This is a genomic window from uncultured Caldilinea sp. (assembly GCF_937128415.1).
In the GTDB taxonomy this organism is placed as follows: domain Bacteria; phylum Chloroflexota; class Anaerolineae; order Caldilineales; family Caldilineaceae; genus Caldilinea.
The window spans coordinates 27,501-48,199 of the sequence record NZ_CAKZMJ010000027.1; the positions used below are offsets into that span (position 1 = coordinate 27,501).

At 61.9% G+C, this 20,699-nt stretch carries 17 protein-coding genes (1 of these 17 only partly in view); 10 read left to right on the plus strand and 7 right to left on the minus strand.

Annotation, left to right across the window (positions count from 1 at the left end; translation table 11 throughout):
* The 9 genes from Q0367_RS04090 to Q0367_RS04130 form a co-directional block, all read left to right on the plus strand.
* Window positions 1-85 carry the 3' end of a 3-methyl-2-oxobutanoate dehydrogenase subunit VorB gene (locus Q0367_RS04090; RefSeq protein ID WP_297632040.1) on the plus strand. The gene continues 1,019 nt to the left of window position 1, outside the view, so 85 of the gene's 1,104 nt are visible here — the last part of the coding sequence; the start codon falls outside the window, past its left edge; the stop codon is at window positions 83-85.
* 60 nt (window positions 86-145) lie between these two features.
* On the plus strand, window positions 146-901 hold the full coding sequence (locus Q0367_RS04095) for a thiamine pyrophosphate-dependent enzyme (protein ID WP_363325831.1): 756 nt from the start codon (window positions 146-148) through the stop codon (window positions 899-901).
* 53 nt (window positions 902-954) lie between these two features.
* A complete protein-coding gene (locus Q0367_RS04100) occupies window positions 955-1,512 on the plus strand; it encodes a 2-oxoacid:acceptor oxidoreductase family protein (protein WP_297632045.1) in 558 nt (185 codons plus the stop codon).
* Window positions 1,513-1,723: 211 nt separating this feature from the next.
* The gene (nusA, locus tag Q0367_RS04105) at window positions 1,724-3,454 is read left to right on the plus strand and encodes a transcription termination factor NusA (RefSeq protein WP_297632048.1); all 1,731 of its coding nucleotides are present in this window, start codon (window positions 1,724-1,726) and stop codon (window positions 3,452-3,454) included.
* A 143-nt stretch (window positions 3,455-3,597) separates the two neighbouring features.
* Entirely contained in the window at window positions 3,598-3,915 is a 318-nt protein-coding gene (locus tag Q0367_RS04110) for an RNase P modulator RnpM (RefSeq protein ID WP_297632051.1), read from the plus strand.
* Between the two features lie 467 nt (window positions 3,916-4,382).
* Entirely contained in the window at window positions 4,383-6,383 is a 2,001-nt protein-coding gene (infB, locus tag Q0367_RS04115) for a translation initiation factor IF-2 (RefSeq protein WP_298981046.1), read from the plus strand.
* 104 nt (window positions 6,384-6,487) lie between these two features.
* Entirely contained in the window at window positions 6,488-6,865 is a 378-nt protein-coding gene (gene rbfA / locus Q0367_RS04120) for a 30S ribosome-binding factor RbfA (protein ID WP_297632057.1), read from the plus strand.
* 226 nt (window positions 6,866-7,091) lie between these two features.
* Window positions 7,092-9,284, plus strand: coding sequence for a serine carboxypeptidase (locus Q0367_RS04125; protein ID WP_297632065.1), 2,193 nt, complete (start codon window positions 7,092-7,094; stop codon window positions 9,282-9,284).
* A gap of 358 nt (window positions 9,285-9,642) precedes the next feature.
* Window positions 9,643-12,357, plus strand: a complete 2,715-nt coding sequence (locus Q0367_RS04130; protein WP_297632068.1) for a UxaA family hydrolase — start codon at window positions 9,643-9,645, stop codon at window positions 12,355-12,357.
* Window positions 12,358-12,407: 50 nt separating this feature from the next.
* On the opposite strand, the gene Q0367_RS04135 is transcribed toward Q0367_RS04130, so the two are convergent.
* The gene (locus Q0367_RS04135; RefSeq protein WP_297632071.1) at window positions 12,408-13,466 is read right to left on the minus strand and encodes an SH3 domain-containing protein; all 1,059 of its coding nucleotides are present in this window, start codon (window positions 13,464-13,466) and stop codon (window positions 12,408-12,410) included.
* Window positions 13,467-13,530: 64 nt separating this feature from the next.
* Between Q0367_RS04135 and Q0367_RS04140 the strand changes: the two genes are divergently transcribed.
* On the plus strand, window positions 13,531-14,043 hold the full coding sequence (locus Q0367_RS04140; RefSeq protein WP_297632074.1) for a tetratricopeptide repeat protein: 513 nt from the start codon (window positions 13,531-13,533) through the stop codon (window positions 14,041-14,043).
* A 12-nt stretch (window positions 14,044-14,055) separates the two neighbouring features.
* Here Q0367_RS04140 and Q0367_RS04145 read toward each other — a convergent pair whose 3' ends face one another.
* The 6 genes from Q0367_RS04145 to Q0367_RS04170 all read right to left on the minus strand — a co-directional run bounded on the left by Q0367_RS04145 (window position 14,056) and on the right by Q0367_RS04170 (window position 20,573).
* On the minus strand, window positions 14,056-15,213 hold the full coding sequence (locus tag Q0367_RS04145; protein ID WP_298981047.1) for a Gfo/Idh/MocA family protein: 1,158 nt from the start codon (window positions 15,211-15,213) through the stop codon (window positions 14,056-14,058).
* Between the two features lie 29 nt (window positions 15,214-15,242).
* On the minus strand, window positions 15,243-16,316 hold the full coding sequence (locus Q0367_RS04150) for a Gfo/Idh/MocA family protein (protein WP_298981049.1): 1,074 nt from the start codon (window positions 16,314-16,316) through the stop codon (window positions 15,243-15,245).
* Window positions 16,317-16,322: 6 nt separating this feature from the next.
* The gene (locus Q0367_RS04155; RefSeq protein WP_298981050.1) at window positions 16,323-17,159 is read right to left on the minus strand and encodes a carbohydrate ABC transporter permease; all 837 of its coding nucleotides are present in this window, start codon (window positions 17,157-17,159) and stop codon (window positions 16,323-16,325) included.
* A gap of 49 nt (window positions 17,160-17,208) precedes the next feature.
* Complete coding sequence (locus tag Q0367_RS04160; RefSeq protein WP_298981052.1) at window positions 17,209-18,123, minus strand: carbohydrate ABC transporter permease; 915 nt, start codon at window positions 18,121-18,123, stop codon at window positions 17,209-17,211.
* A 72-nt stretch (window positions 18,124-18,195) separates the two neighbouring features.
* Entirely contained in the window at window positions 18,196-19,593 is a 1,398-nt protein-coding gene (locus Q0367_RS04165; protein ID WP_298981054.1) for an ABC transporter substrate-binding protein, read from the minus strand.
* Between the two features lie 71 nt (window positions 19,594-19,664).
* Window positions 19,665-20,573 carry an ROK family protein gene (locus Q0367_RS04170; RefSeq protein ID WP_298981056.1) on the minus strand — a complete coding sequence of 303 codons (909 nt, stop codon included), beginning with the start codon at window positions 20,571-20,573 and terminating at the stop codon, window positions 19,665-19,667.
* Window positions 20,574-20,699 lie beyond the last annotated feature (126 nt).

Below are 20,699 nucleotides of genomic sequence, written 5' to 3' on the forward strand. Positions count from 1 at the left end.
CGCCGCCGAGATCGTGCACATGGCCCGCACTCACCAACGCGGCAATGGTCATGGAGCGCAGCGCCTGCTGCAATTCAAGGAGTGACGCAGTATGACGACCTTGTCTTTGGAAGCCCCCCTGCGTGAAGTCTCGGCGCCGCCGCAGATGGAAATCGTCTACGCGCCCCCTGCGGCGTTGGCGGACGTGCCCATGCACTATTGCCCTGGCTGCTCCCACGGCGCCATCCATCGCCTGATCGCCGAAGTCGTCGACGAGCTGGCGATCCGGGAGCGCACACTCTGCGTGGCGCCGGTGGGCTGTGCGGTCTTCGCCTACAAATACTTCAATTTCGACAGCTGTGAGGCGGCGCACGGCCGCGCGCCGGCGATGGCGACCGGCCTGAAGCGCGTTCTGCCCGACCGCATCATCTTCACCTATCAGGGCGACGGCGATCTCGCCAGCATTGGCGCCAACGAGATTCTACACGCCTCCTTACGCGGAGAGCCGATCAGCGTGATCTTCGTCAACAACGCCGTCTACGGCATGACCGGCGGTCAGATGGCGCCGACGACCTTGGTCGGGATGAAGACGACCTCCTCCCCTCTGGGCCGCGATCCGCTGACGCAGGGGCGTCCCATCCATATCACCGAAATGCTGGCGACGATCCCAGGCGTCGCCTACGCCGTGCGTCGGTCCATGCATTCGGCGGCGGAAATACGCAAGACGAAAAAGGCCATTCGGCTGGCGTTTCAGGCGCAACTGCAAGGGCTAGGGCTCAGCATCGTCGAAGTCCTGGCGGCCTGTCCGACCAACTGGCGGCTGACGCCCATCGAAGCGCTCGACTTTATTCGCGATCGGATGTTGCCGGAATATCCTATAGGAGATTTTAAGGTGGATGAGAGGTTGAGGGAGAAGGGTTGAGGCTTAACCGGTCGGCAAGCTTCGGGCTTCAGCACCTTCAAGGAGAGCCGTGTATGGAAACGTCGATCATCATTTCGGGCTTTGGCGGCCAGGGCGCCTTGTTCGCCGGACAGGTGCTGGCGCACGCCGCCATGGAGAGCGGCAAAGAAGTGACGTGGATTCCGTCCTACGGACCGGAGATGCGCGGAGGAACGGCGCATTGCACCGTGGTGATCGGCGATGAACCCATTGGCTCGCCGCTGGTGCGCAACCCCCACTGTGTGATCGCCATGAACCTGCCCTCGGTCGACAAATACGAGCCGCTCGTGGCGGTCGGCGGGCGCCTTCTTTACGACAGCACGCTGGTCAAACGGCCGCTGCATCGCACCGACATCCTGGGCGTAGCCATCCCTGCGCACGACATCGCCCTGCGCTGCGGCAGCCAGCAACTGGTCAACATCGCCATGCTTGGGGCGCTGCTGGCGCTCTGTCCGCTGGTGGAGCTGGCGGCTGTGGAGCAGGCGTTGCGCACCCACCTTCCCGATCGCCACGCGGAGCTCCTGCGGCCCAACATCCTGGCGCTGCACGCAGGCGCCGCGTACATTCGAGAGCAGCGCATTGCAATGAGCTGACCGCAAGGCGACGCTTGCCGGGAAATTTTTTGCGCCCTTCCGCCAGACTTGCATCTATAAGAATCTTATGATATAGTTTTGGCAGTGCGAACCGCTTGTCGTCTCGTGTGAGAAGCGGTGATGGAGTGGAGTTGAGTGAAGTTGGCAAAAGTGGGTGACCCCCACTTTTGTTGTTGTAAGGGGCAAAAGCGGAGAAAAGAGCAGAACGAGTATGTCGAAAGCATTGATCGCTGGCATCAACCAGGTGGCGACCGACAAAGGGCTGGATCGCGAAGTGATTTTTGAAGCGATCGAGGCGGCGCTAGTCTCGGCCTACAAGCGCAACTATGGGCCGGCAGCCAATATCACGGCGAAAGTGGATCGCGTCACAGGGGAGATGCGCATCTACACAGAACGCGAAGTCGTTGAAGAGGTCTTCAACGAACGCACGGAAATCACGCTAGAAGAAGCAAAGCGCTATGATCCAAACGCCAAGCTGGGGGATGTCATCGCAGTGCCGAGCACGCCGAGCGATTTCGGACGCATTGCGGCGCAGACCGCCAAGCAGGTCATCTTGCAGCGCATTCGCGAGGCGGAGCGCGACACGGTCTATGAAAACTTCGCTCACCGCATCGGCGAGGTGATCACGGCGCAGGTTCGCAGCATCGACGCGCAGTCCGGCGCAGTTTCGGTCATGCTCGACGACAAGCACGAGTGCCTGATGCTGCGCGAGGATCAAATTCCGACGGAGAAGTTGCGGCGGGGCGATTACGTCAAAGTCTACGTCGCCGATGTCCAGAAAAACTCGCGCGGGCCGGTGATCAAGATTTCGCGCACGCACCGCAACCTGCTGCGTCGTCTGATGGAGCAGGAGATCCCCGAGGTGCGCGAAGGGAAGGTCGAGATCAAGGCCATTGCGCGAGAACCCGGCTATCGCAGCAAAGTCGCGGTGCAGGCGACCGTGCCCGGCCTGGATGCGGTCGGCAGTTGCGTGGGCATGCGCGGGCTGCGCATCCAGAACATCGTCAACGAGCTGGCGGGCGAGAAGATCGACGTCGTCGAATGGAACGCCAATCTGGCGCAATACATCTCGAATGCGCTGAGCCCGGCCAAGGTCCAGGCGGTGCTGCTCGATGAAGAAGGGCCGATCAAGACGGCTACGGTCGTGGTGCCCGACCGCCAGTTGAGCCTGGCCATCGGCAAGGAAGGCCAGAACGCCCGGCTGGCGGCCAAACTGACCGGCTGGCGCATCGACATCAAGAGCGAAAGCGAGGCGCGCGCAGAAGGTTTGGACCGCATCATCGCCGAGCGCGCCCAGGAGGCCGCTATGCGCGCCACCGAAGATCTGTTGGCGAGAGCGGAACAGATCTTGCGCAGCGAAGGCGAAGAGTTGGAAGACCGCTTCCTTCAGGCTGTGCAGGCGCTGCGCTCCGGCGACGAAGTCGAAATCACCGAGCTGCCCTCAGGAACTTTCAAGAGCTTCGAGGAAGTGCTTGCCGAGCTCAGCGCAGAGGAGAAGGGAAAAGAAGCGGAGGCTTTCTCGATCGAAGAGATGGACGAGAGAGCGTTGCTTGCAAAGACGGCTGCGCCAGAATGGCCTGAGCTTCCAATTGAAGAAGTCACGCGCCCAGGCGAACTTGCGTCTCCTGAGCTTCCCGTGGAAGGCAAAGGCGCCGCCGAGGCGGAAACCTTTGGCGCTCCGCTCGGCTCTGAAAAGCTGCCTGAAGTGATCACAGCGGATATGCTGCGCGCGCGTATGGCGGAGCGCAAAAAGTTCACCTTCAGCGAGGAGGATTTCGAGGTGCCGCCCGAATTGCTGAAAGGCTACGAAGAGGACGACGATTTCTTTGAGCAGGGCGGCAAGGGCAAAGGCAAAGCCAAAGGCAAGAAGTCGGCGCCCAAGCCGAAGGCGAAGACCAAGAAGCCCGCTCGACGCCCCTGGGAGGATGAGGACGACTTCTAGACGTAGGGATTCCAGGCGTAGGGCGACCGAGTGTCAACGTGAAGCGCTCGAGATGCGGAGACTGAGGCTGTAAATAACCGTCTCGGTTTCTGCATCTCAACCTGATGTGCATTATAATTTAAAAATTGGGATGAGTTACGGCTATGAAGCATACGCCGATCCGCACCTGCATCGGATGTCGTCAGACGCAGAGTAAGCGCTCTTTGATCCGTCTGGTGCGCACAGCGGATGGGGTCGTCGTGGATCCGACAGGCAAACGCGCCGGTCGTGGGGCCTATGTGCATGCGGAGCGTTCCTGTTGGGAAGCAGCCCTCAAGGGCGGTCAGCTTGAGCGAGCGCTGCGCACCAAGATCGACGCCGAAACTCGAGCCATGCTCGCTCAAGAACTGAATCGTCTGACAGGCGCAGAGGCCGATGGCGTTGCGCAGGAAGGCGAAAGGCGTGCTGCAAACGCCAAATGAAGAGGAAGTAATCATTGCAAACGAACAAGTTGGCGTGAGATTGCGACCATGAAACGCAAGACAACGGTGTCCTCAGAGGCAGACGAGTCATGATCGCTGGTAAAACAGCCATGATGCACGGCGGCGGGTGGATGCATGAGGCGAACCAGGCGATGACTGGCGCGAGGGTGAGTATGGAATCAACCAGGTGATCGGCCGCTCTCGCCCCTAACGGTTTTCCGCTTTCTCCTCATCTTCGTCCTCTCAACGCAAACGCCCCTGCCTCTAGCGACATTTGCGGATCGACGCACATCACCCATACGCTGCAACTTTGCTTGTTGTCTTCGGGCGCGGCTGAGAGACGCCTTCGCCTCGAAGCAGCAAAGCCAACGCCACGTGAGGCGTACACTATCAACATTTTATTTTCAATCGATGATCTGAAACCATCGATGCAATTTTCAACCCTGTGTTAGGGCAGGATGGGAGGCATGATGACAACAAAGAGCAAAGCGCCGGGCAAAGATCGAGCGCCCGCAGCACAACAACGAACAAAGCAACGCATGGAAAAGGATCTCCCGGAAAAGGAGCGCCCTCTGCCGGGCGACGGGCGCGCCGGCCGCCCATCGAAAGAGCGACCGGCGCCGCGCAAAGAGGAAAGCCGCGCGGCGGTGGCGGCGCCTCCGAAAGAGGTCGAGGTCGGCGAAGCCATCACGGTGCGCGACCTGGCGGCGCTGATGCAGCGCAGCCCGATCGATCTGATCAAGATTCTGATGCAGTACGGCATCATGGCGCCGATCACCCATACAATCGACCATGACACGGCGGTCATTCTGGGAGAGGAGCTCGGCGTCACCGTGAAATGGCCGCCGAAAGCCGTCGAGGAGAAGCCTGAAGGCGCGGGCGAAAAAGAGCCCGCAGGCGCCGCGCCGCCAAAGCAGCGCACCTACATCCAGGAAATCCTGGCCAAGCAGCCGCCGGAGCAGATGGTGGAGCGCCCTCCCGTGGTCGCCGTGCTCGGCCATGTGGACCATGGAAAAACCACGCTGCTTGACCGCATTCGCCACACCAACGTGGCGGCCGGCGAGGCGGGCGGCATCACCCAGCGCACGGGCGCCTATCAGGTCACCGTCCAGGACAAGAAGATCACCTTCCTGGACACGCCCGGCCATGAAGCTTTCACCGCCATGCGCGCCCGCGGCGCCCAGGTGACGGACATCGTCGTGCTGGTGGTAGCTGCAGACGACGGCGTGATGCCGCAGACGCTGGAGGCGATCAGCCATGCGCGCGCCGCCAATGTGCCGATCATTGTGGCGATCAACAAGATCGACAAGCCCAACGCCAATCCGCAGCGCGTCATGGAGGAGCTGGCCAAAGAAGGGTTGCAGCCCGAAGCATGGGGCGGCGACACAATCATGGTGCAGGTCAGCGCGCTCAACAACCTGGGCATCGACGACCTGCTCGACAACATTCTCGTGCTGGCGGAAGTCGAACAGTTTAAGGCCAACCCGAACGGCGAGTGCGTCGGCACCGTGATCGAAGCGGAGCTGGACAAGCATCGCGGCGTCACGGCGACCTTGCTCGTGCAAAACGGCACATTGCGCCGTGGAGACGTGATCGTCGTCGGCAAGACGTGGGGACGCATCAAGGCCATGTTCGACTTTGAGGGCAAGCCGATCAAAGAGGCCGGCCCCAGCACGCCCACCATCGTCCTGGGTCTCCATGAAGTGCCGATGGCGGGCGACATTTTCGAGCGCGTCGCCAACGACCGCATTGCGCGGCAGATCGTCGAGGAGCGCAAGCAGGCCGCCGCCGCCCCTGTGCAGGAGACGCGACGCACCATGTCGCTGGATGAGTTCTTCAAGCGTCTGGAGGGCGGCGAAACCAAGACGCTCAACCTGATCGTGCGCGCCGACATGCAAGGCACGCTGGAGCCGATCGTCAAGAGCCTGAACGAGCTCAGCAACGAGGACGTCGAAATCAAAATCCTGCAGGCCAGCATCGGCGACATCTCGGAGTCCGACGTCATGTTGGCCGAAGCGAGCGACGCCGTGATCATCGGTTTCAGCGTCGGCGTCGACCGCGCAGCGCAGGTCCGCGCCGAAAACTCCGGCGTCGAAATCCGCCTCTACGATGTCATCTACAAGATGCTCGAAGACATCGAGGACGCCATGAAAGGCATGCTCGAACCGGTCTACAAAGAGGTCGTGATCGGCCATGCCACGGTGCTGCAGCTCTTCAAGCTGCGCAAAGGCGTGGTGGCCGGGTGCATGGTTAACGATGGCGTGGTCAAGCGGGGCGCCCTTGTGCGCGCGCTGCGCAACGGCGAAGTCATCGTCAGCGATGTGCGCGTGGAGTCGTTGCGCCGCTTCACCGAGGACGTCGCCGAAGTGCGTCAGGGCTATGAATGCGGCATCAACCTCACCCAGGGCGATGAGCTGCTCAAAGAGGGCGATGTGCTGGAGTTCAGCGAACGGGTGCGCGTCCGCTGAGCGGATGAGATCGGAAGATGAAGGTTGGAGGTGGAGAGCGGGAGGTGGATGGAGCGCCTATCTCCCTTCTTGCTCCCATAACGATGAAGATAGGCGGTGTTCTTATGTCAACGGAAATTCGTCAACAACGCGTGGCAGAGTTAATCTTTGAGGAGATGAGCATTATGCTGGCGGGTGAGCTGCAGGACCCTCGCATCAGCCTGGTCAGGGTGACGGATGTGCGCGTGAGCAAGGACCTGCGCAACGTGCGCGTTTTTGTCTGCCATGACGACGAAACCGTCTCTCGTCGCGACCTGCTCAAGGCGTTGCAGAACGCCACCTCTTATCTGCGTCGCCAACTGGCCGAACGACTCAGCCTGCGCGCAGTTCCGGAGTTGCTCTTTTCTTACGACGATTCGCAGGAGAAAGCTGCGCGTGTGCAGGAGCTGCTGCGCCAGATCGCGGCGGAGCGAGCCGCGCGCAACGCCGACGAAAGCGCCTGAGGCGCCCGCCTCGCGCCAATTCGCCGAATCGAAGTTCAAGCAGCACGGAGCGTCGAAGTGCTCCGTGCTGCTTTTTTTTGACAACCGTCCCTCTATAGCGATGTCATCCGCCCCTGTACAGTTTCTTCCACCTTTCTTAAAGTAACAACAGTCGAAACCACGATCAGGGGGCAGGCTGGACTTCATCGGCCGTTGCGCTTCCTGCGAGGCTGGAAGGAACAAAACCATGAAACGAATCACGGTGATTCACCTGGACAATTCAGAATATGACGAGATCGTGCAATTTCTGGGCCAGAGGGTCGAGATTCGGCATCGCGGCTGCAACGGCGATCCTGAAAAAGCGCGCGCTTTGATCGTTGAAAGCGATGGCAAGGTGGACGCCATCGGGCTGGAAGGGCTGCCTGCACAGCTGCAGCTCGGCTCCGCAGTGCGCAGCCATGAGATCGGCAGGACGTTGCCCGCCGCCGCCGGCAAGACGCCGGTCGTCGATGGCAGCGGCATTCGCGCTGGCCTGGAGCGCTGGGCGGTGATCCTGGCGGACCGGGCGCAGCCCGGCATCTTCGCCGAGAAGCGCGTGCTGATGACGCCCGGCCTCAACCATTCCGGCCTGGCGCAGGCGCTCTCGCGACACACGACTGCGATCCGCTACGCCGATCCGATCATCTACTTTGGTCTGCCGGCCATCCCGCTGGTCGGCGCGCACAGCACCCTGGAGCAGGCCGCCGCGCCGACGCTCGAACAACTGAAGGACGCGCCCTTCCGCCGCTTGCTGCCCCAGCCAGGCGAGCCGGGCCACGTGCGCGCGGCGGAGCCGTTCCGCAACGCCGACGTGATTGCAGGCGACATCGGCGCCATCCGTCGCTACGCGCCGGAGCGGCTGGATCACAAGACCGTCGTCGTGGAATGGGCGGAACAGGCCGATCTCGACGACCTGCGCCGCCGCGGGGTGAGCATCGTGGTGACGCTGATGCCATCGCTCGACCCTGAGGACGATCTGGGGCGTTGGTCGGCGGCCACGATCGAGGCGGCGCTGGTGGCGTTGCGTCGCGATCGCAACCAGCCGCTGAGCGAGGACACCTATCTTGACCTGATGGCCGACATCCACTGGTCGCCCGCCATCCGCTACTTACAGCCCGAGGAAGCGGGCATCAACCGCTTCGCCTTCGTGATCCACCCGCTCAACGTGGGCTTCATCCACAAACACCCCCTCTTCCGCTGGACGAGGTATTTGCCCGACGAGTTGGTGGAGGAAGTGGCGGCCTATTTGCCCGCCATGTACGTCTCGCGCATCACGGGCGGCGTCTCGGAGGCGACCGGCCAACGCATCGAAGGGCATCTGATCACGCTGGGCGCCACCCCGCGCATGATGATGAAGCACGACGCAGCCTTCACCTATCGCCGGCTCAATCAGGCGGCGCGGCTGGCCGAACGCAAGGGCGCGCGCATCATGGGGCTGGGCGCCTTCACCAGCGTGGTCGGCGATGCAGGCGTCACCGTCGCACATGAGGCGGACATCGCCATCACCAGCGGCAACAGCCTGACCGTCGCCATGACGCTGGAGGCGGCCAAACAGGCGGTGAAGCTGATGGGCGCCACCGACCTCACCAGAGGCAAGGTCATGATCGTCGGCGCTACGGGGTCGATCGCCTCGGTCTGTTCGCGGCTGGTGGCGCAGGCGATCAAGGACGTCGTGCTGGTCTCCATCGAGCCGGAGAAGTTGCTCGAGCTGAAGCGACTCATTCAGTCAGAGACGCCAGGCGCGAAGGTGACCATCGCCACCAAGGCCGGCGACCTCATCTCCGACTGCGACCTCGTGATCACGGCCACCTCCGCCTTCGGCCAGCGCGTGATCGACATCACAAAGTGCAAGCCCGGCGCAGTCATCTGCGATGTGGCGCGGCCGCCGGACATCAATCCGGCGGAGGCGGCGCTGCGGCCCGACGTGTTGGTGATCGAAAGCGGCGAGGTGATCATCCCCGGCGACGTCGACTTCGGCTACGACATCGGCCTGCCGCCCAAGACCTCCTACGCTTGCCTGGCGGAGACCGCCTGCCTCGCCATGGAGGGGCGCTTCGAGGACTACACATTAGGACGCAACATCTCGATGGAGCGCGTCAAAGAGATTTACAAAATGGCACAGAAACATGGCTTCAAGCTGGCGCCGCTCCGCTCCTTCGGCAAGTATGTGACGGAAGAAGACCTCGCCGCCAAACGCGCGCTTGCAGAGAAGTATCGCAACGACCCGGCGCTCTTCGCGGCGGTGCAGGCGGAAGCGCAGCGCAAATTGCAAGACATCCCGGTGATGGCGAAGGGCGTGCGCCAATCCAACGGCTTCGACAAGCGCTGGTTGACCGTCGGCGCAGCGAGCGCAGCGCTCGGCGCGCTGGCATGGACGATCGTCGGCCGCGGACGCAAATAGCCTCCTCACGGGGTCGATCAGGGCGTGCGGCTGCGAGCCGCACCTACGATGTTTCCTTCTCCCCTCTCCCGCTCTTGGGAGAGGGGGCCAGGGGGTGAGGGCCTGCCTTGACCCATCGAGAACATGCGGCTGCGAGCCGCACCTACGAAAAATCATCATTGCTCCGTAGGCGCTGCTCGTAGCAGCGCCATCTCAGTTTTTCCACGGCGAGTGTGTCTGTCAAGAACGTGCGGCTGCGAGCCGCACCTCCAACAGGCCGCCGTCATTGCGTGAGCGTTGCTCGTCGCTGCGCTTCCCCGATTTGCCCGCAAAAGGCGGATCGACGTTACAATAAACTCCAAAGAATCAAACCCATCGCATGAAAGGTCTTGCTATGCCCGGCGTGCATTCGCTCGAATCTATCGCCCGTCTGCCGATGCCGGCGGACAACGTCGCCATCGCCGTTCGTCGACTTGAGGCTGGCGAAACGGTGATAATCGATGGCCGCGCCGTCCCCCTTTCGCATACAGTGCTGGAAGGCCATCGCTTCGCCGTGCGGCGCATCGAAGCAGGAGAGCCTCTGCTCTCGTGGCAATTGCCCTTTGGCGCGGCGCTGCGCCCCATCGAGCCGGGCGAATATGTGTGCAACGAGCGCACGCTGCAATCGCTGCGCAATCGCAGCGTGCAGGCGCAGCTGCCGGATTCCGCCAATTTCAGCGACTATCGCAGCGCGTACACGTTGGACCCGGCGACCTTCCGCCCTGCGCCGCCGACGCCCCGGCTCACGCCCGCGCCCACCTTCGCCGGATTCTGGCGCAGCCCGGCGCGTGGAGCCGGCACGCGCAATTACATCGTGCTGTTGGGAACCAGCTCCATCACCGGCGGCTTCGCGCGCGTGCTGGCGGAACGGCTGAAGGACGTCGCCTCCGCTTGCGCCAACATCGACGGCGTTGTGGCTGCGGCGCACACAGAAGGCAGCGTCCCCAATGCCAACAATCGCCTGCATGTGCTGCGCACGCTGGCCGGTTTCATGGTGCACCCCAACGTCGGCGCCATCCTGGCTGTGGACGCCGGCTGGGAACCGATCAACAACGCTGCGCTGCAGGCATTTCTGAGCGAGCAGGGCTATCCCCTCGACGAGACGTTGCACGCATTTCTATCGTTGGGGCCATCCTTTGAGGAGACGTTGGCGCAGGCGGAGCGCATCGTGCGCGGCTGGCTTGAACCGGTGAGCGCTTTTCAGCGCACGTCGATCCCCGCCGCCCATCTCAAGGTCGCCCTCCAATGCGGCGGGTCGGACGCCTTCTCCGGCGTGTCGGCCAACCCGCTGATCGGCTGGGCCGCGCATCGCATCGTCGGCTACGGCGGCTGCGCCAACATCGCCGAGACGCCGGAGCTGATCGGTGCAGAGACCTACATGCTGGCCAGGGTGCGCGACCTCGAAACTGCGCAGCGCTATCTCGCCATCCGCGATCGCTTCATCGCCTACGCCGCTGCGCATGGAACCTCGGCGGAAGGCAACCCCTCCGACGGCAACAAGCTGCGCGGCCTCTACAACATCACGCTCAAGTCGATCGGCGCAGCCATGAAAAAACACCCGGACACTCGCCTCGACTACGCCATCGACTACAGCGAGCGCATGGCTGCACCCGGCTTTTACTTCATGGACAGCCCCGGCCTCGATCTGGAAAGCGTCGCCGGGCAGGTGGCCGCAGGCTGCAACCTGATCTATTTCACGACCGGCAACGGCTCGGTCACCAACTTCCCCTTCGTCCCGACGATCAAAGTGGTCACCACCACACCACGCTTCGAACTGCTCTCGCGGGATATGGACGTCAACGCTGGCGCATATCTGGATGGGACGCCGATGGATGCGTTAGGCGAGACGCTGCTCGACTTGACGCTGCGCGTGGCGAGCGGCGAGCGCACCGCCGGCGAACGCGCCGGCCATGCGCAGGTTCAAATCTGGCGCAACTGGAGACAAAGCATCGAGAGCGTCAACGGACGAACGCAAACGAAAAAGACGTCGCCGGAGGGGGCGCCGCTGGCGGTGAAGGCGGCGGAGCGTCGCCTTGCGTTGCGCTATCTGGCGCTCGAGACGCCGGACGGCCCGGCCTTTGAGCAGGTGGGGTTGATCTTGCCCACCAGCCTCTGCGCTGCGCAACCGGCGCAACTGGCCGCCCATCGGCTCAATCGGCGTCTGGCGACCATCGGTTTGGGCTTTTCGCGCTTCGTGGCGCTGCCGCACACGGAGGGCTGTTCGGACGCCACCGGGGAGGCGATCACCATGTCCGCGCCGACGCTGCTCGGCTACGCCACCCATCGCATGGTGGGGCGCTGTCTGCTGCTCGAACATGGCTGCGAAGTGGTGCACAATGACTTCATGCGCCGGAAGTTGAGCGAGCTGGGATATGACTTGAACCGCTTCGGCTGGGCCAGCGTGCAGTTGGACGGCGGCATCGCTGCAGTGCTCGACAAGATCGAGGCGTGGTTCGCCGCCTGTGCAAACGGCGCCCCGACGCCGACGGAGGGCTCTCTCGCCACGCTGCGTCTGGGACTGATGGCGGCTGCGCCGCTGTCTCCAGAGACAGGACGGACGCTGGCGATGGTGGCCGCTAATGTCGTGGACGCAGGAGGCCTCGTCCTGGCGGCGGAATCCGGCTATCTCTGGCAGTGTGCAGGCTTTGTCGATACACTCTTGGATGCTCCGGAAACGGTGCAACCAACCGTCGCCTACGCCCATCGTCCGCACCGTCCTGGCTTTCACGTCATGGCCACGCCGACCGACCATCCGGTGGAGATCGTCACCGGTTTGGGGGCAGCCGGGGTCGATCTCGTGCTCGCCTACGTCGGCGGCCATCCGACGCCCGGCCATCCGCTGACGCCTGTGTTGGAGCTGGCGACCGCCGCCGACTGCCCGCCAGAGACGGCGACCGACCTGGACCTGGTTTTAACGAATGACCCTTCAACCTGGCCGGAGCAGATTCTGGAGCGGATCGGAGAGTTGGCCGCCCATCGCTATGTCCCGCGACACATGCGCATCGGCAACATCGATTTTCAGATCACGCGCGGGCTGATGGGCATCTCGCTTTAAGGACCCGGCGGTTGAGCTGCTATGCGGCGCCGGAGGCGTGACCTGCTGCGCTACCCCTGGTCGAACTCCATCCAGACCTCGCCCTGTCCTTCGGGGACGGTGAAGGTGTAAGTCTGGCTGTCGCGCTCGCCGTTGCCGTCCAGCACCCAGATGGCGTACACGCCGGCGACGTTGTTGCCGGGGATGTCGCCCAGACCGATCTTGTATTCGTAGTTAAATCTGCCCAGCGTCCCCTGCTGGCTCTGTAAGGCGATGCTGCGCACGCCGTCGGACACAGGCAACTTGACGCCCTCCTTTTCCAGCCAGACGAAGTAGCTGCCCTGCGGCTGGCCGCCGTCCACTCCGCTGTGGATGAAGTGAATCTGTAGCTTCAGCTCGGCTCCGCCGTTGGGGGCGAAGCTCGGCCCGCTGCGCAGCCTGAACTTACAGCCATCGCCGCCGATGTTGGCGCATGGGTCGTCGGCCGGTGGAGGCTGGGGCGCAGGCGTTGGGGTGGGTTCGGCGGGGGCGGCGGGCTGTTGGGCCGGCGCCTGCGCAACCTGCTGCGGCGGCGCAGGAATGTCATCGATCACCTGGGCGAACGCATCGTTCTCGCGTTCGGTCAGTTCGCCAAAGATCCACGCTTCTTTGCCGTTGACGCAGCAGATGAGCCACCAGCTTCGGTCGGCGTTGACGCCGACGATGGGGAACTCTTGCCCTTGCTCGGCGACGCCCGCCAACCCGTAGTTCGTGCCTGGACCGAGGCGCACGTTGACCGTGGCCTCTTTGACGGTCAATCGAGGCGAGGGCGTGGCGGTCGGCTCGACTGTCGGAGAAGGCGCCTCTTCAGCGCCTGGGTTGGGAGATGCAGCTTCGATGTCGAGGGAGATCACCAGCGTTGGCGCGGCTTCTGGGGTCGGCGTCGGCGCCTCCGTCACGGGCGTCGGCGTAAAGGTGGGAACGAGCGAGCGGGCGATGACCGGCGTAGGCGTCGGCTCCGGCTCGCCGGCGCCGAAGAAAAGACCGCAGCCGCTCAGCGCCATCGCAGCGGCTGTGAAAAGAGCCGCCGTCCGTAGGGCGCAAATTGGCGGGATCGCTCCCTGCACAATTCGCTGTATAATCCCAATCATTGTTTTCATTCCTTTTTCTTTGCATTCATTTGCGTGCATTGATCGCTCAGGACATCGTACCATCATGATCGCTCAGCCCGATAACCTGCCGGACGATCAGATCGAGGTCTGGCAACAGGCGGTCGAACATTTCGAGCGCGGCTATCGTATGCAGGTGCAAGGAGACATTGCGGCCGCCATCCGTGAGTACAAATTGTCGATCCGCTTTTACCCGACCGCCGAGGCGTACACGTTTTTGGGGTGGGCCTATGCCCACCTGCAACTCTATGACGAGGCGATCGCAGCGTGCAAGCTTGCCATTGAAACCGACCCTGCGTTCGGCAACCCCTACAACGACATCGGCGCCTATCTGATTGAACTGGAGCGCACTGAGGAGGCAATTCCCTGGCTGGAGCAGGCGCTGACCGCGCCGCGCTATGAGGCGCGCGTCTTTGCGTTTTTCAACCTGGGCCGCGCGTATGAACAGCTTGGCGACCTGCGCCTGGCGCTGGAGTATTACCAGGCGGCTGTGCAAAACTATCCAGACTATCGCCCGGCGACGGAGGCGATGCAGCGCCTGTTGGGAAAAATGAATTGATCGTTGCTGAGGCTATCGTCCCACCGCGGTGACGAGAGATTGTGTTTCGCCTGACGCGATCGCCCGACGCGCGGCCTCGATGATTTCGACCACGTGACGAGCCTGTTCGCCGCTGGCGCGGCAGGGACGATCTTCCACAATTGCATCCACCAGCTCCATTATATCGACGTAAAGATGAGGCTCCTCGATTGCCAGGTGCGCCGGGGTGAGATAGGAGCAGTCGGACAAAGGGGTGATTTCCTCGGTGAACCCGCCGTCGGCGACCGCCCAGGAGCCGCCCCGCCGAACGACAAAACGCGTGGGATAACCGCTGGCGCTATGGACTTCGGTCACTTCAAGCGCACCTTGGGTTCCGTAGACGCCCAGCCCGCCCCAGGGATTCATGCGGCTGCCGACGCAATCTGAACCCACGGCCACAGCCAGCGCGCCGCTGCTGAACTCCATCAACACAACATTGTTGTCTTCCACTTCGATATCGATCGTGCGATTGCGCCAGGTGCGCTGGGGCATGATTTTGTTGCCCAGAGCGGTCACGCGGCGCACCGATCCAAGCACGCTGGTCGCCAACTGAAGCGCGTAGACGGTCACGTCGGGCAATGGGCCGGCGCCGGCGCGGTAATACCAGGTGGGATCGATGGCGCTGAGCGCTCCCTCACCACGACGGATGGGTTCGTATTCGTGACCGAAGCCCAGCGTGTAGGTGTAGCCAATCGCCACCCGACCCAGCGCGCCGCTCTCCACGACGTTGCGCATCTTGGCCGTCGATGGAAAAAGATCGAAGCCCGGTGCAGCGGCCAGTTTCACGTTCATCCGATCGCGCGCGGCGAGCAAGGCGTCGGCCTCGGCCAGCGTCGTCGTCATCGCCTTTTGAATGTAGACATGCTTACCGGCCTGGATGGCGCGCATTGCGTGCTCGAAGTGTTGTTGGATTGGTGTGATCACCAACACGAGATCGACGTCGCTCTGCGCCAACATGGCGTCGATGTCCGTATACCATGCCGGGACGCCCCACTTCTCCGCAGATTGCGCAGCGCGCTCGGCGACGGCGTCGACGACGGCGACGAGCTGTACACGCGCTTTTGCATCCTCGACGCTCAAGTGAGGCAAGACGCCGCGCTGCGACACACTTCCACAACCGATCAACGCTGCGCGCAAGGGAAGAATGCTCATATCGTCAACTCCTTCAATATCTCCAGTGATCAGGGACCGATCTCGACCATGCGTCCGGTGCGCGACGACTCCACTGCGGCCTCGATTACGCGCAGCACGTGTGCAGCCCGGTCGAGAGTCAGTTGAGGTGAGCAACGACCTTCAATGCAATCCAGCAAATGCATGACGCCAAGGATATGGTCGGGGCCGGCGCTGCGGCCAGGGTCCGCGTCGGGGAAAGGCGGTGCAACTGTTCTCCAATCGCACCCGCGGCTTAGCACGTCCACCGGTTTTTGCACGTAGATCGGGTCGAAGGCGATGGTGCCCGCCAACCCATGCAGCTCGAGCGGCGGACAACGCGTATCGACGACCACGGCGTTGGCGGCGACGCTGGCAATGCAGCCGCCCCCAAAGTCGAGGAGCAGCTGCCAGTGATCGTCGGCCTCGACCGGCACGCGCAGCCCGGCGTGCGGCCCTTCGGTCACGATGAAGCTCTCCTGCACTTTGGTCACCATCGCAACGACGCGTCGCACCGGCCCGAAGAGGGTCGTCAATGTGTGTAAGGGATAGACGCCCATATCCATCATCGGCCCTGCGCCGGCGGCGAAAAAGGGGGTGGGGTCGGAGAAGTACCCAGGCCACGGCGGCACGCCCCAATGGCCGTAGCCGCGCGCCGAGTAGATCGGTCCGATGGCGCCTTCCTTGACCAGACGCGCTACATATTGCATCTGCGGGAAGAGGCGGATGCTTGGCGCGCAGAGCGCATGCAGGCCGCGCGCCTGCGCTAGCTCCGCCAACTGTTTTGCAGCGCGAGAGCTGCTCGCCACCGGCTTTTCGCTGTAGAGGTGTCGTCCAGATTCAAGGATGGCAAGGTTGGTCTGGTCGTGCAGGGGAATGGGCGTCAGGTTAATCACTGCGTCGGCCTCGCTTTCGGCCAACATGCGGCGATAGTCGGTGTAGCCATGAGGGATGGCGTAGCGATGCATCGCCTCTTGCATGCGCGTGGTGGAGCGGGTACACACAGCGACGAGCTCGGCGCGATCGGCCACGCGATGGAATTCAGGCAAATAGTCGCGCTGCGCTACGTCCCCACAGCCAAGCAGCGCCAGCTTGATTTTGCTCATCGTCGATCATCCCTTCAGGCCGGTCAGGGTCACACCCTCGATAAAATAACGCTGCAGGACAAAAAAGGCCGCAATGAGCGGAATCGTGATCGCCAGCGCAGCCGCAGTGATGAGGTTCCACTGGAGGGCAAAACGTGTGCGAAACGCATAGAGGCCGATGGACAAGGGGTAGCGGCTCGAATCGTCCAGGTAGAGCAACGGCCCCAAAAAATCGTTCCATGCGTAGATGAAATTGAAGATCGCCACCACGATCAAAGCCGGCTTCACCAACGGAACCATGATCCGCCACAGAATCAGAAAATCGCCCGCGCCATCGACGTAAGCAGCATCGCTCAACTCAACAGGGATCGTGAGCATAAACTGGCGCAGCAGAAAGATGTTGAAGGCGCTTCCAAAAAAGTAGGGAATGATCAACGGCGCGTAGGTGCCGACCAATCCCATGCGTTGAAACAGCACGTAGGTGGGGATCAGCGTGACGACCCCCGGCAAAAGCAGCGTCGCCAGCGTAATGCCGAAAAGCAAATCTCGACCCGTGAAGCGCATCCGCGCAAATGCATAGGCCACCACCGCCGATGAAACGACCGTGCCAATCGTAGAGGTGACGCAATAGAAAAGCGTGTTCCCCATCAATCTCCAAAAAGGAAAGGCCGGCGAAGTCAAGGCTGCAACATAGTTCTCCCATTGCGGCGGCTGCGGCCACCAGATCGGCGGAATCGTAAGAATTTGATCGAGCGGCTTGATCGAGGTGACGAAGAGCCACCACAGAGGAATCAAGAACAGGAGGGAGATGGAGAACAACAGCCCATGGACAACCCCTTGGCCCAGCAGCTTCTGCACTTTCATTGCGTTTGATCTCTGTCCCTTATAGACGCCGGTCATCCCTTCCTCTCGATCAGCGCGGCGAAGCGCCCTCATAATGCACCCATTCCCTGGAGGAGCGAACCAGGATCAGCGTCAACACCACCAACACCAAAAAAAGCACGACCGCCATCGCCGAAGCATATCCCATCGCAAAGTAGCTGAACCCTTGCCGATAGAGATGCACCATGTAGACCAGCATCGAGTTAAGCGGACCGGCCGGGCTGGCGCCGCTGGCGGAAGCCGTCGCAACGAAGGCGGTGGTGAAGACTTGAAAGGAGGCGATCAGGGTGATCAGCAGATTGAAAAAAATCGTCGGCGTAAGCAAGGGAATGATGACGCGCCAATATCGTTGCCAGGCATTGGTGCCGTCGATAATGGCGGCTTCGAGCAAAGACTGCGGCACATTCTTCAAGCCTGCCAGGAAAATTAACATCGGCTGCCCGACCCCTGTCCACAGCGCGATGATGATCAACGACGGCTTCGACCAGGCGACGCTGTACATCCAGCCGAGTTTCGGCAGACCCACAGCCTCCAGCGCCGCGTTGGCTAACCCTGCGCGCGGGTCCAAAATCAACATCCAGAGCAGCGTCGTCACAACCGCCGGCACCAATGCGGGGAGATAAAAGGCGGTGCGATAGAAGCCGATCCCGCGTGTGCTCAGATTGAGCAAAGTGGCCAAGAACAGCGCCACGAGCATCTGGAGAGGCACAGAAACGACCGTGTAATAGAGCGTGTTCCAAACCGCCACCCAGAATAGATCGTCCTTGGTGAACATCACCCGAAAGTTCTCCAACCCAATCCAAACCGGCGGCCTCACAATTGTATAGCGCGTCATAGAGAAATAGAACGAGGCCAGCATCGGGTAAGCGGTGAAGACCAACAGCGAGATCAGCCATGGCGATACGAATAAATAGGCGCGCAGATTATCGCGAGTCTTGCGGGACATCGACGCCTCCTCCTATGCTCATGTCTTCCTGGAAGCTGGCGGCTTCCAGGAAGACGCACCTATCCGCAACCATTACCCTGCGCGCAGCGTCTCCTCCAGTTTTGCCTGGATCAGCGCCTGCGCTTCGTCCATCGCAGCCCGCGCACTTTTGACCTTGCCCAGCACCGATTCAATCGCCGTCTGCAGCGTATCCATGGCAAAGGCATTGACCGGCGAGTCCCACATTGGCGCAGAATCTTCCAGGTAATCCAGGAAAAAGCGATGCAGCTCCAGCGCACGCTCCTCGCCCACTTTGTCGATCAGCGCCTGTGTGACGACGTCGCGCGAGGCCCCTTTCCAGGCCGGCGTATCCGGAATCGCCCTGTACCAGGTTTCCCACCCTTTGGTGCAGAAGTACTCGATAAAGAGGAACGATTCGGTGGGATGCAGGCCACCTTTCGGCATAGCGAACCAGTTGGGCCAATAGCCCGAAGCCGTCTTTGTCCCCATCGGCCCATAGGGCAGCTTGGCGACTTCCCATTCGAACGGGAAATCGATGTCCGTCATGATCCAGCCGCCATCCACAAACATGGAGGAGAGCTGATTGTAGAAAGCCGAGTTCTGATCAGGGTAAGCAGAGCCCCAGTTTCCGGCAATATTGATGCGCTCGAAATTTCCTCCATACGCCTCATCGAGCCAGTTCGCCCAATATTCAATCCACGCGATGTTTTCGGGGCTGTTTACGGTGTACAGGGTGTTGGCGGCGTCAAAGATCAAACCGCCGTTGAGCACGCTCCACACCGGATAGAGCCAGGTGGCGCTCCATGGCGGCATAAAGCCAGCCTGTTTCACTTCGCCGTTCTCCAGGACGGTGAATTCGTCAGACAACGCGCGCAGCTCGTCCCAGGTGGTTGGAAACGTCTCGCGCGTCATGGCGATGCCCTTTTCGGCGAACAGGTCCGTATTGAAGAACATGGCCGCCGCCGCCGCCGAAGCCGGCAGCCCATACGTCCGTCCTTGCCATTTACAGGTGTTCAGCACATTCTCGTAGAATGCGTCCGGCGTGGCGTAGGTGGCCTGCGCCATAAACTCATCGATGGCGGTCAATGCGCCCAGCGCCCCATATTGCGACGGGGCGTCCCAGAGCGTGATGGTGTCGGGAGGATTGCCGGCTGCAATGCGCGAGAGCATCACTTCGGTCAGGTTGCCACCGCCCGGCGGCCCGCCGCTGATCTCATAATCGATCTTGATGTTGGGATGCATCCTCTCGAACTCGCCGACAATTTGCGGTGCAATCTCCTGGACGGTGGGCGTGCTAAATCCATTCCACCAGGAGATCGTGACCTGGCCGTCCGCACTGGCTGGCGGCCCTGTTTGAGCGGAAGGCGCAGAAGGCGCGCAGGCAGCCAGCGCTGCGACGCCCGCCGCCATGCCCGTGAGGCGCAAGAAATGGCGGCGGCTGATCAAGTTGCGTTTGACATCGGTTTCCATACAGCTCCTCCTTGGTTGTTTGAACACGCACCGAGCAGACTTTACGTTCGATCTTCAGGACATACAGAAACTCACCCGGCGAAAATAGACGCCCCCGCCCCGATGACGCCAGCGTCGGCGCCGCACGCAGCGTGCAGGATCGGCAGCGTTCGGCTGGCGTCGGCGAAGATGTGCGTCCGAGCAGCGGCGACGAGGCTCTCCCAGTAAAGGCCGTCGGCTAGCCCCAGGCCACCGCCCACAATTACAGCCTCTGGATCGAGGACATTCACCAACCAGGCGACGGCGCCGCCCAATGCTTCGCCGCCGCTGCGCAAGATGGAGTCTGCAACCTTGTTGCCCTGCGCCGCATCGGCGACAATCTCTTCAACTCGGGCGACGCCGGCTTTGTGACGACGGTAACGTTCGATCAGGCCAAGCCCTGAAGCAAAAGCTTCGAGCGCGAACTCAAATTTGCGTTCTTGCTCATCGAACACGACGAGCGGCATGGTCGCCAACACCAGGGCGTTGCCACGCGCGCCGGCATACGGTCGCCCCTCCAGGACGAAGCAACTGCTGATCCCGGTCCCAACATTGACGAAGACGAAGCTGGCCAGTTTGCGTCCGGCGCCAAACCTTGCCTCGGCGAAAGCATGGGCGCGCACATCCGCAACGACCACGGCGGGCGCAACCAGCTCGCTGAAAATCGTCTGCACCGGAATCTTCCGCCACTGAAGTGTGTACTCGCTGGTGACGACGCCTTGCAGATCGACCAGCTCGCATACGCTCACGCCGACGCCTGCAACCTTGTAGCCTTCAGCCTCAGCGGATGCACGCAGAGCTTGCGCCAGGCCGAGCGATTTTTCTAACACCGCCATGCCTCCTTGCGCTGCGTCGGTTGGAACGGTTCGACGCATGAGCACCTTTCCATGGCGGTCTATCAATCCCGCTGCAATCTTGGTGCCGCCGACATCGAGGCCGATGGCGACCTCGTCCCAGCTCATCTTCAGAGACAACCCTTTCTGACGCAGGAGCCATGTCACCGCCAGAGGCGGTCACCTACGATAGATGCACAATCGCCGCCGAATCCAGAACAGCCTTTATGCCTTGACAGCGCCACGAATGACGAA

Bases quoted from the DNA above. Each gene is read 5' to 3' on its own strand.
- infB (WP_298981046.1), top strand. From the start codon at position 4,383: ATGATGACAACAAAGAGCAAAGCGCCGGGCAAAGATCGAGCGCCCGCA.
- Q0367_RS04110 (WP_297632051.1), top strand. From the start codon at position 3,598: ATGAAGCATACGCCGATCCGCACCTGCATCGGATGTCGTCAGACGCAG.
- Q0367_RS04155 (WP_298981050.1), bottom strand. From the start codon at position 17,159: ATGAAAGTGCAGAAGCTGCTGGGCCAAGGGGTTGTCCATGGGCTGTTG.
- Q0367_RS04165 (WP_298981054.1), bottom strand. From the start codon at position 19,593: ATGGAAACCGATGTCAAACGCAACTTGATCAGCCGCCGCCATTTCTTG.
- Q0367_RS04125 (WP_297632065.1), top strand. From the start codon at position 7,092: ATGAAACGAATCACGGTGATTCACCTGGACAATTCAGAATATGACGAG.
- Q0367_RS04135 (WP_297632071.1), bottom strand. From the start codon at position 13,466: ATGATTGGGATTATACAGCGAATTGTGCAGGGAGCGATCCCGCCAATT.
- Q0367_RS04145 (WP_298981047.1), bottom strand. From the start codon at position 15,213: ATGAGCATTCTTCCCTTGCGCGCAGCGTTGATCGGTTGTGGAAGTGTG.
- Q0367_RS04140 (WP_297632074.1), top strand. From the start codon at position 13,531: ATGATCGCTCAGCCCGATAACCTGCCGGACGATCAGATCGAGGTCTGG.
- Q0367_RS04100 (WP_297632045.1), top strand. From the start codon at position 955: ATGGAAACGTCGATCATCATTTCGGGCTTTGGCGGCCAGGGCGCCTTG.
- nusA (WP_297632048.1), top strand. From the start codon at position 1,724: ATGTCGAAAGCATTGATCGCTGGCATCAACCAGGTGGCGACCGACAAA.
- Q0367_RS04160 (WP_298981052.1), bottom strand. From the start codon at position 18,123: ATGTCCCGCAAGACTCGCGATAATCTGCGCGCCTATTTATTCGTATCG.
- Q0367_RS04130 (WP_297632068.1), top strand. From the start codon at position 9,643: ATGAAAGGTCTTGCTATGCCCGGCGTGCATTCGCTCGAATCTATCGCC.
- Q0367_RS04095 (WP_363325831.1), top strand. From the start codon at position 146: ATGGAAATCGTCTACGCGCCCCCTGCGGCGTTGGCGGACGTGCCCATG.
- rbfA (WP_297632057.1), top strand. From the start codon at position 6,488: ATGTCAACGGAAATTCGTCAACAACGCGTGGCAGAGTTAATCTTTGAG.
- Q0367_RS04150 (WP_298981049.1), bottom strand. From the start codon at position 16,316: ATGAGCAAAATCAAGCTGGCGCTGCTTGGCTGTGGGGACGTAGCGCAG.
- Q0367_RS04170 (WP_298981056.1), bottom strand. From the start codon at position 20,573: ATGAGCTGGGACGAGGTCGCCATCGGCCTCGATGTCGGCGGCACCAAG.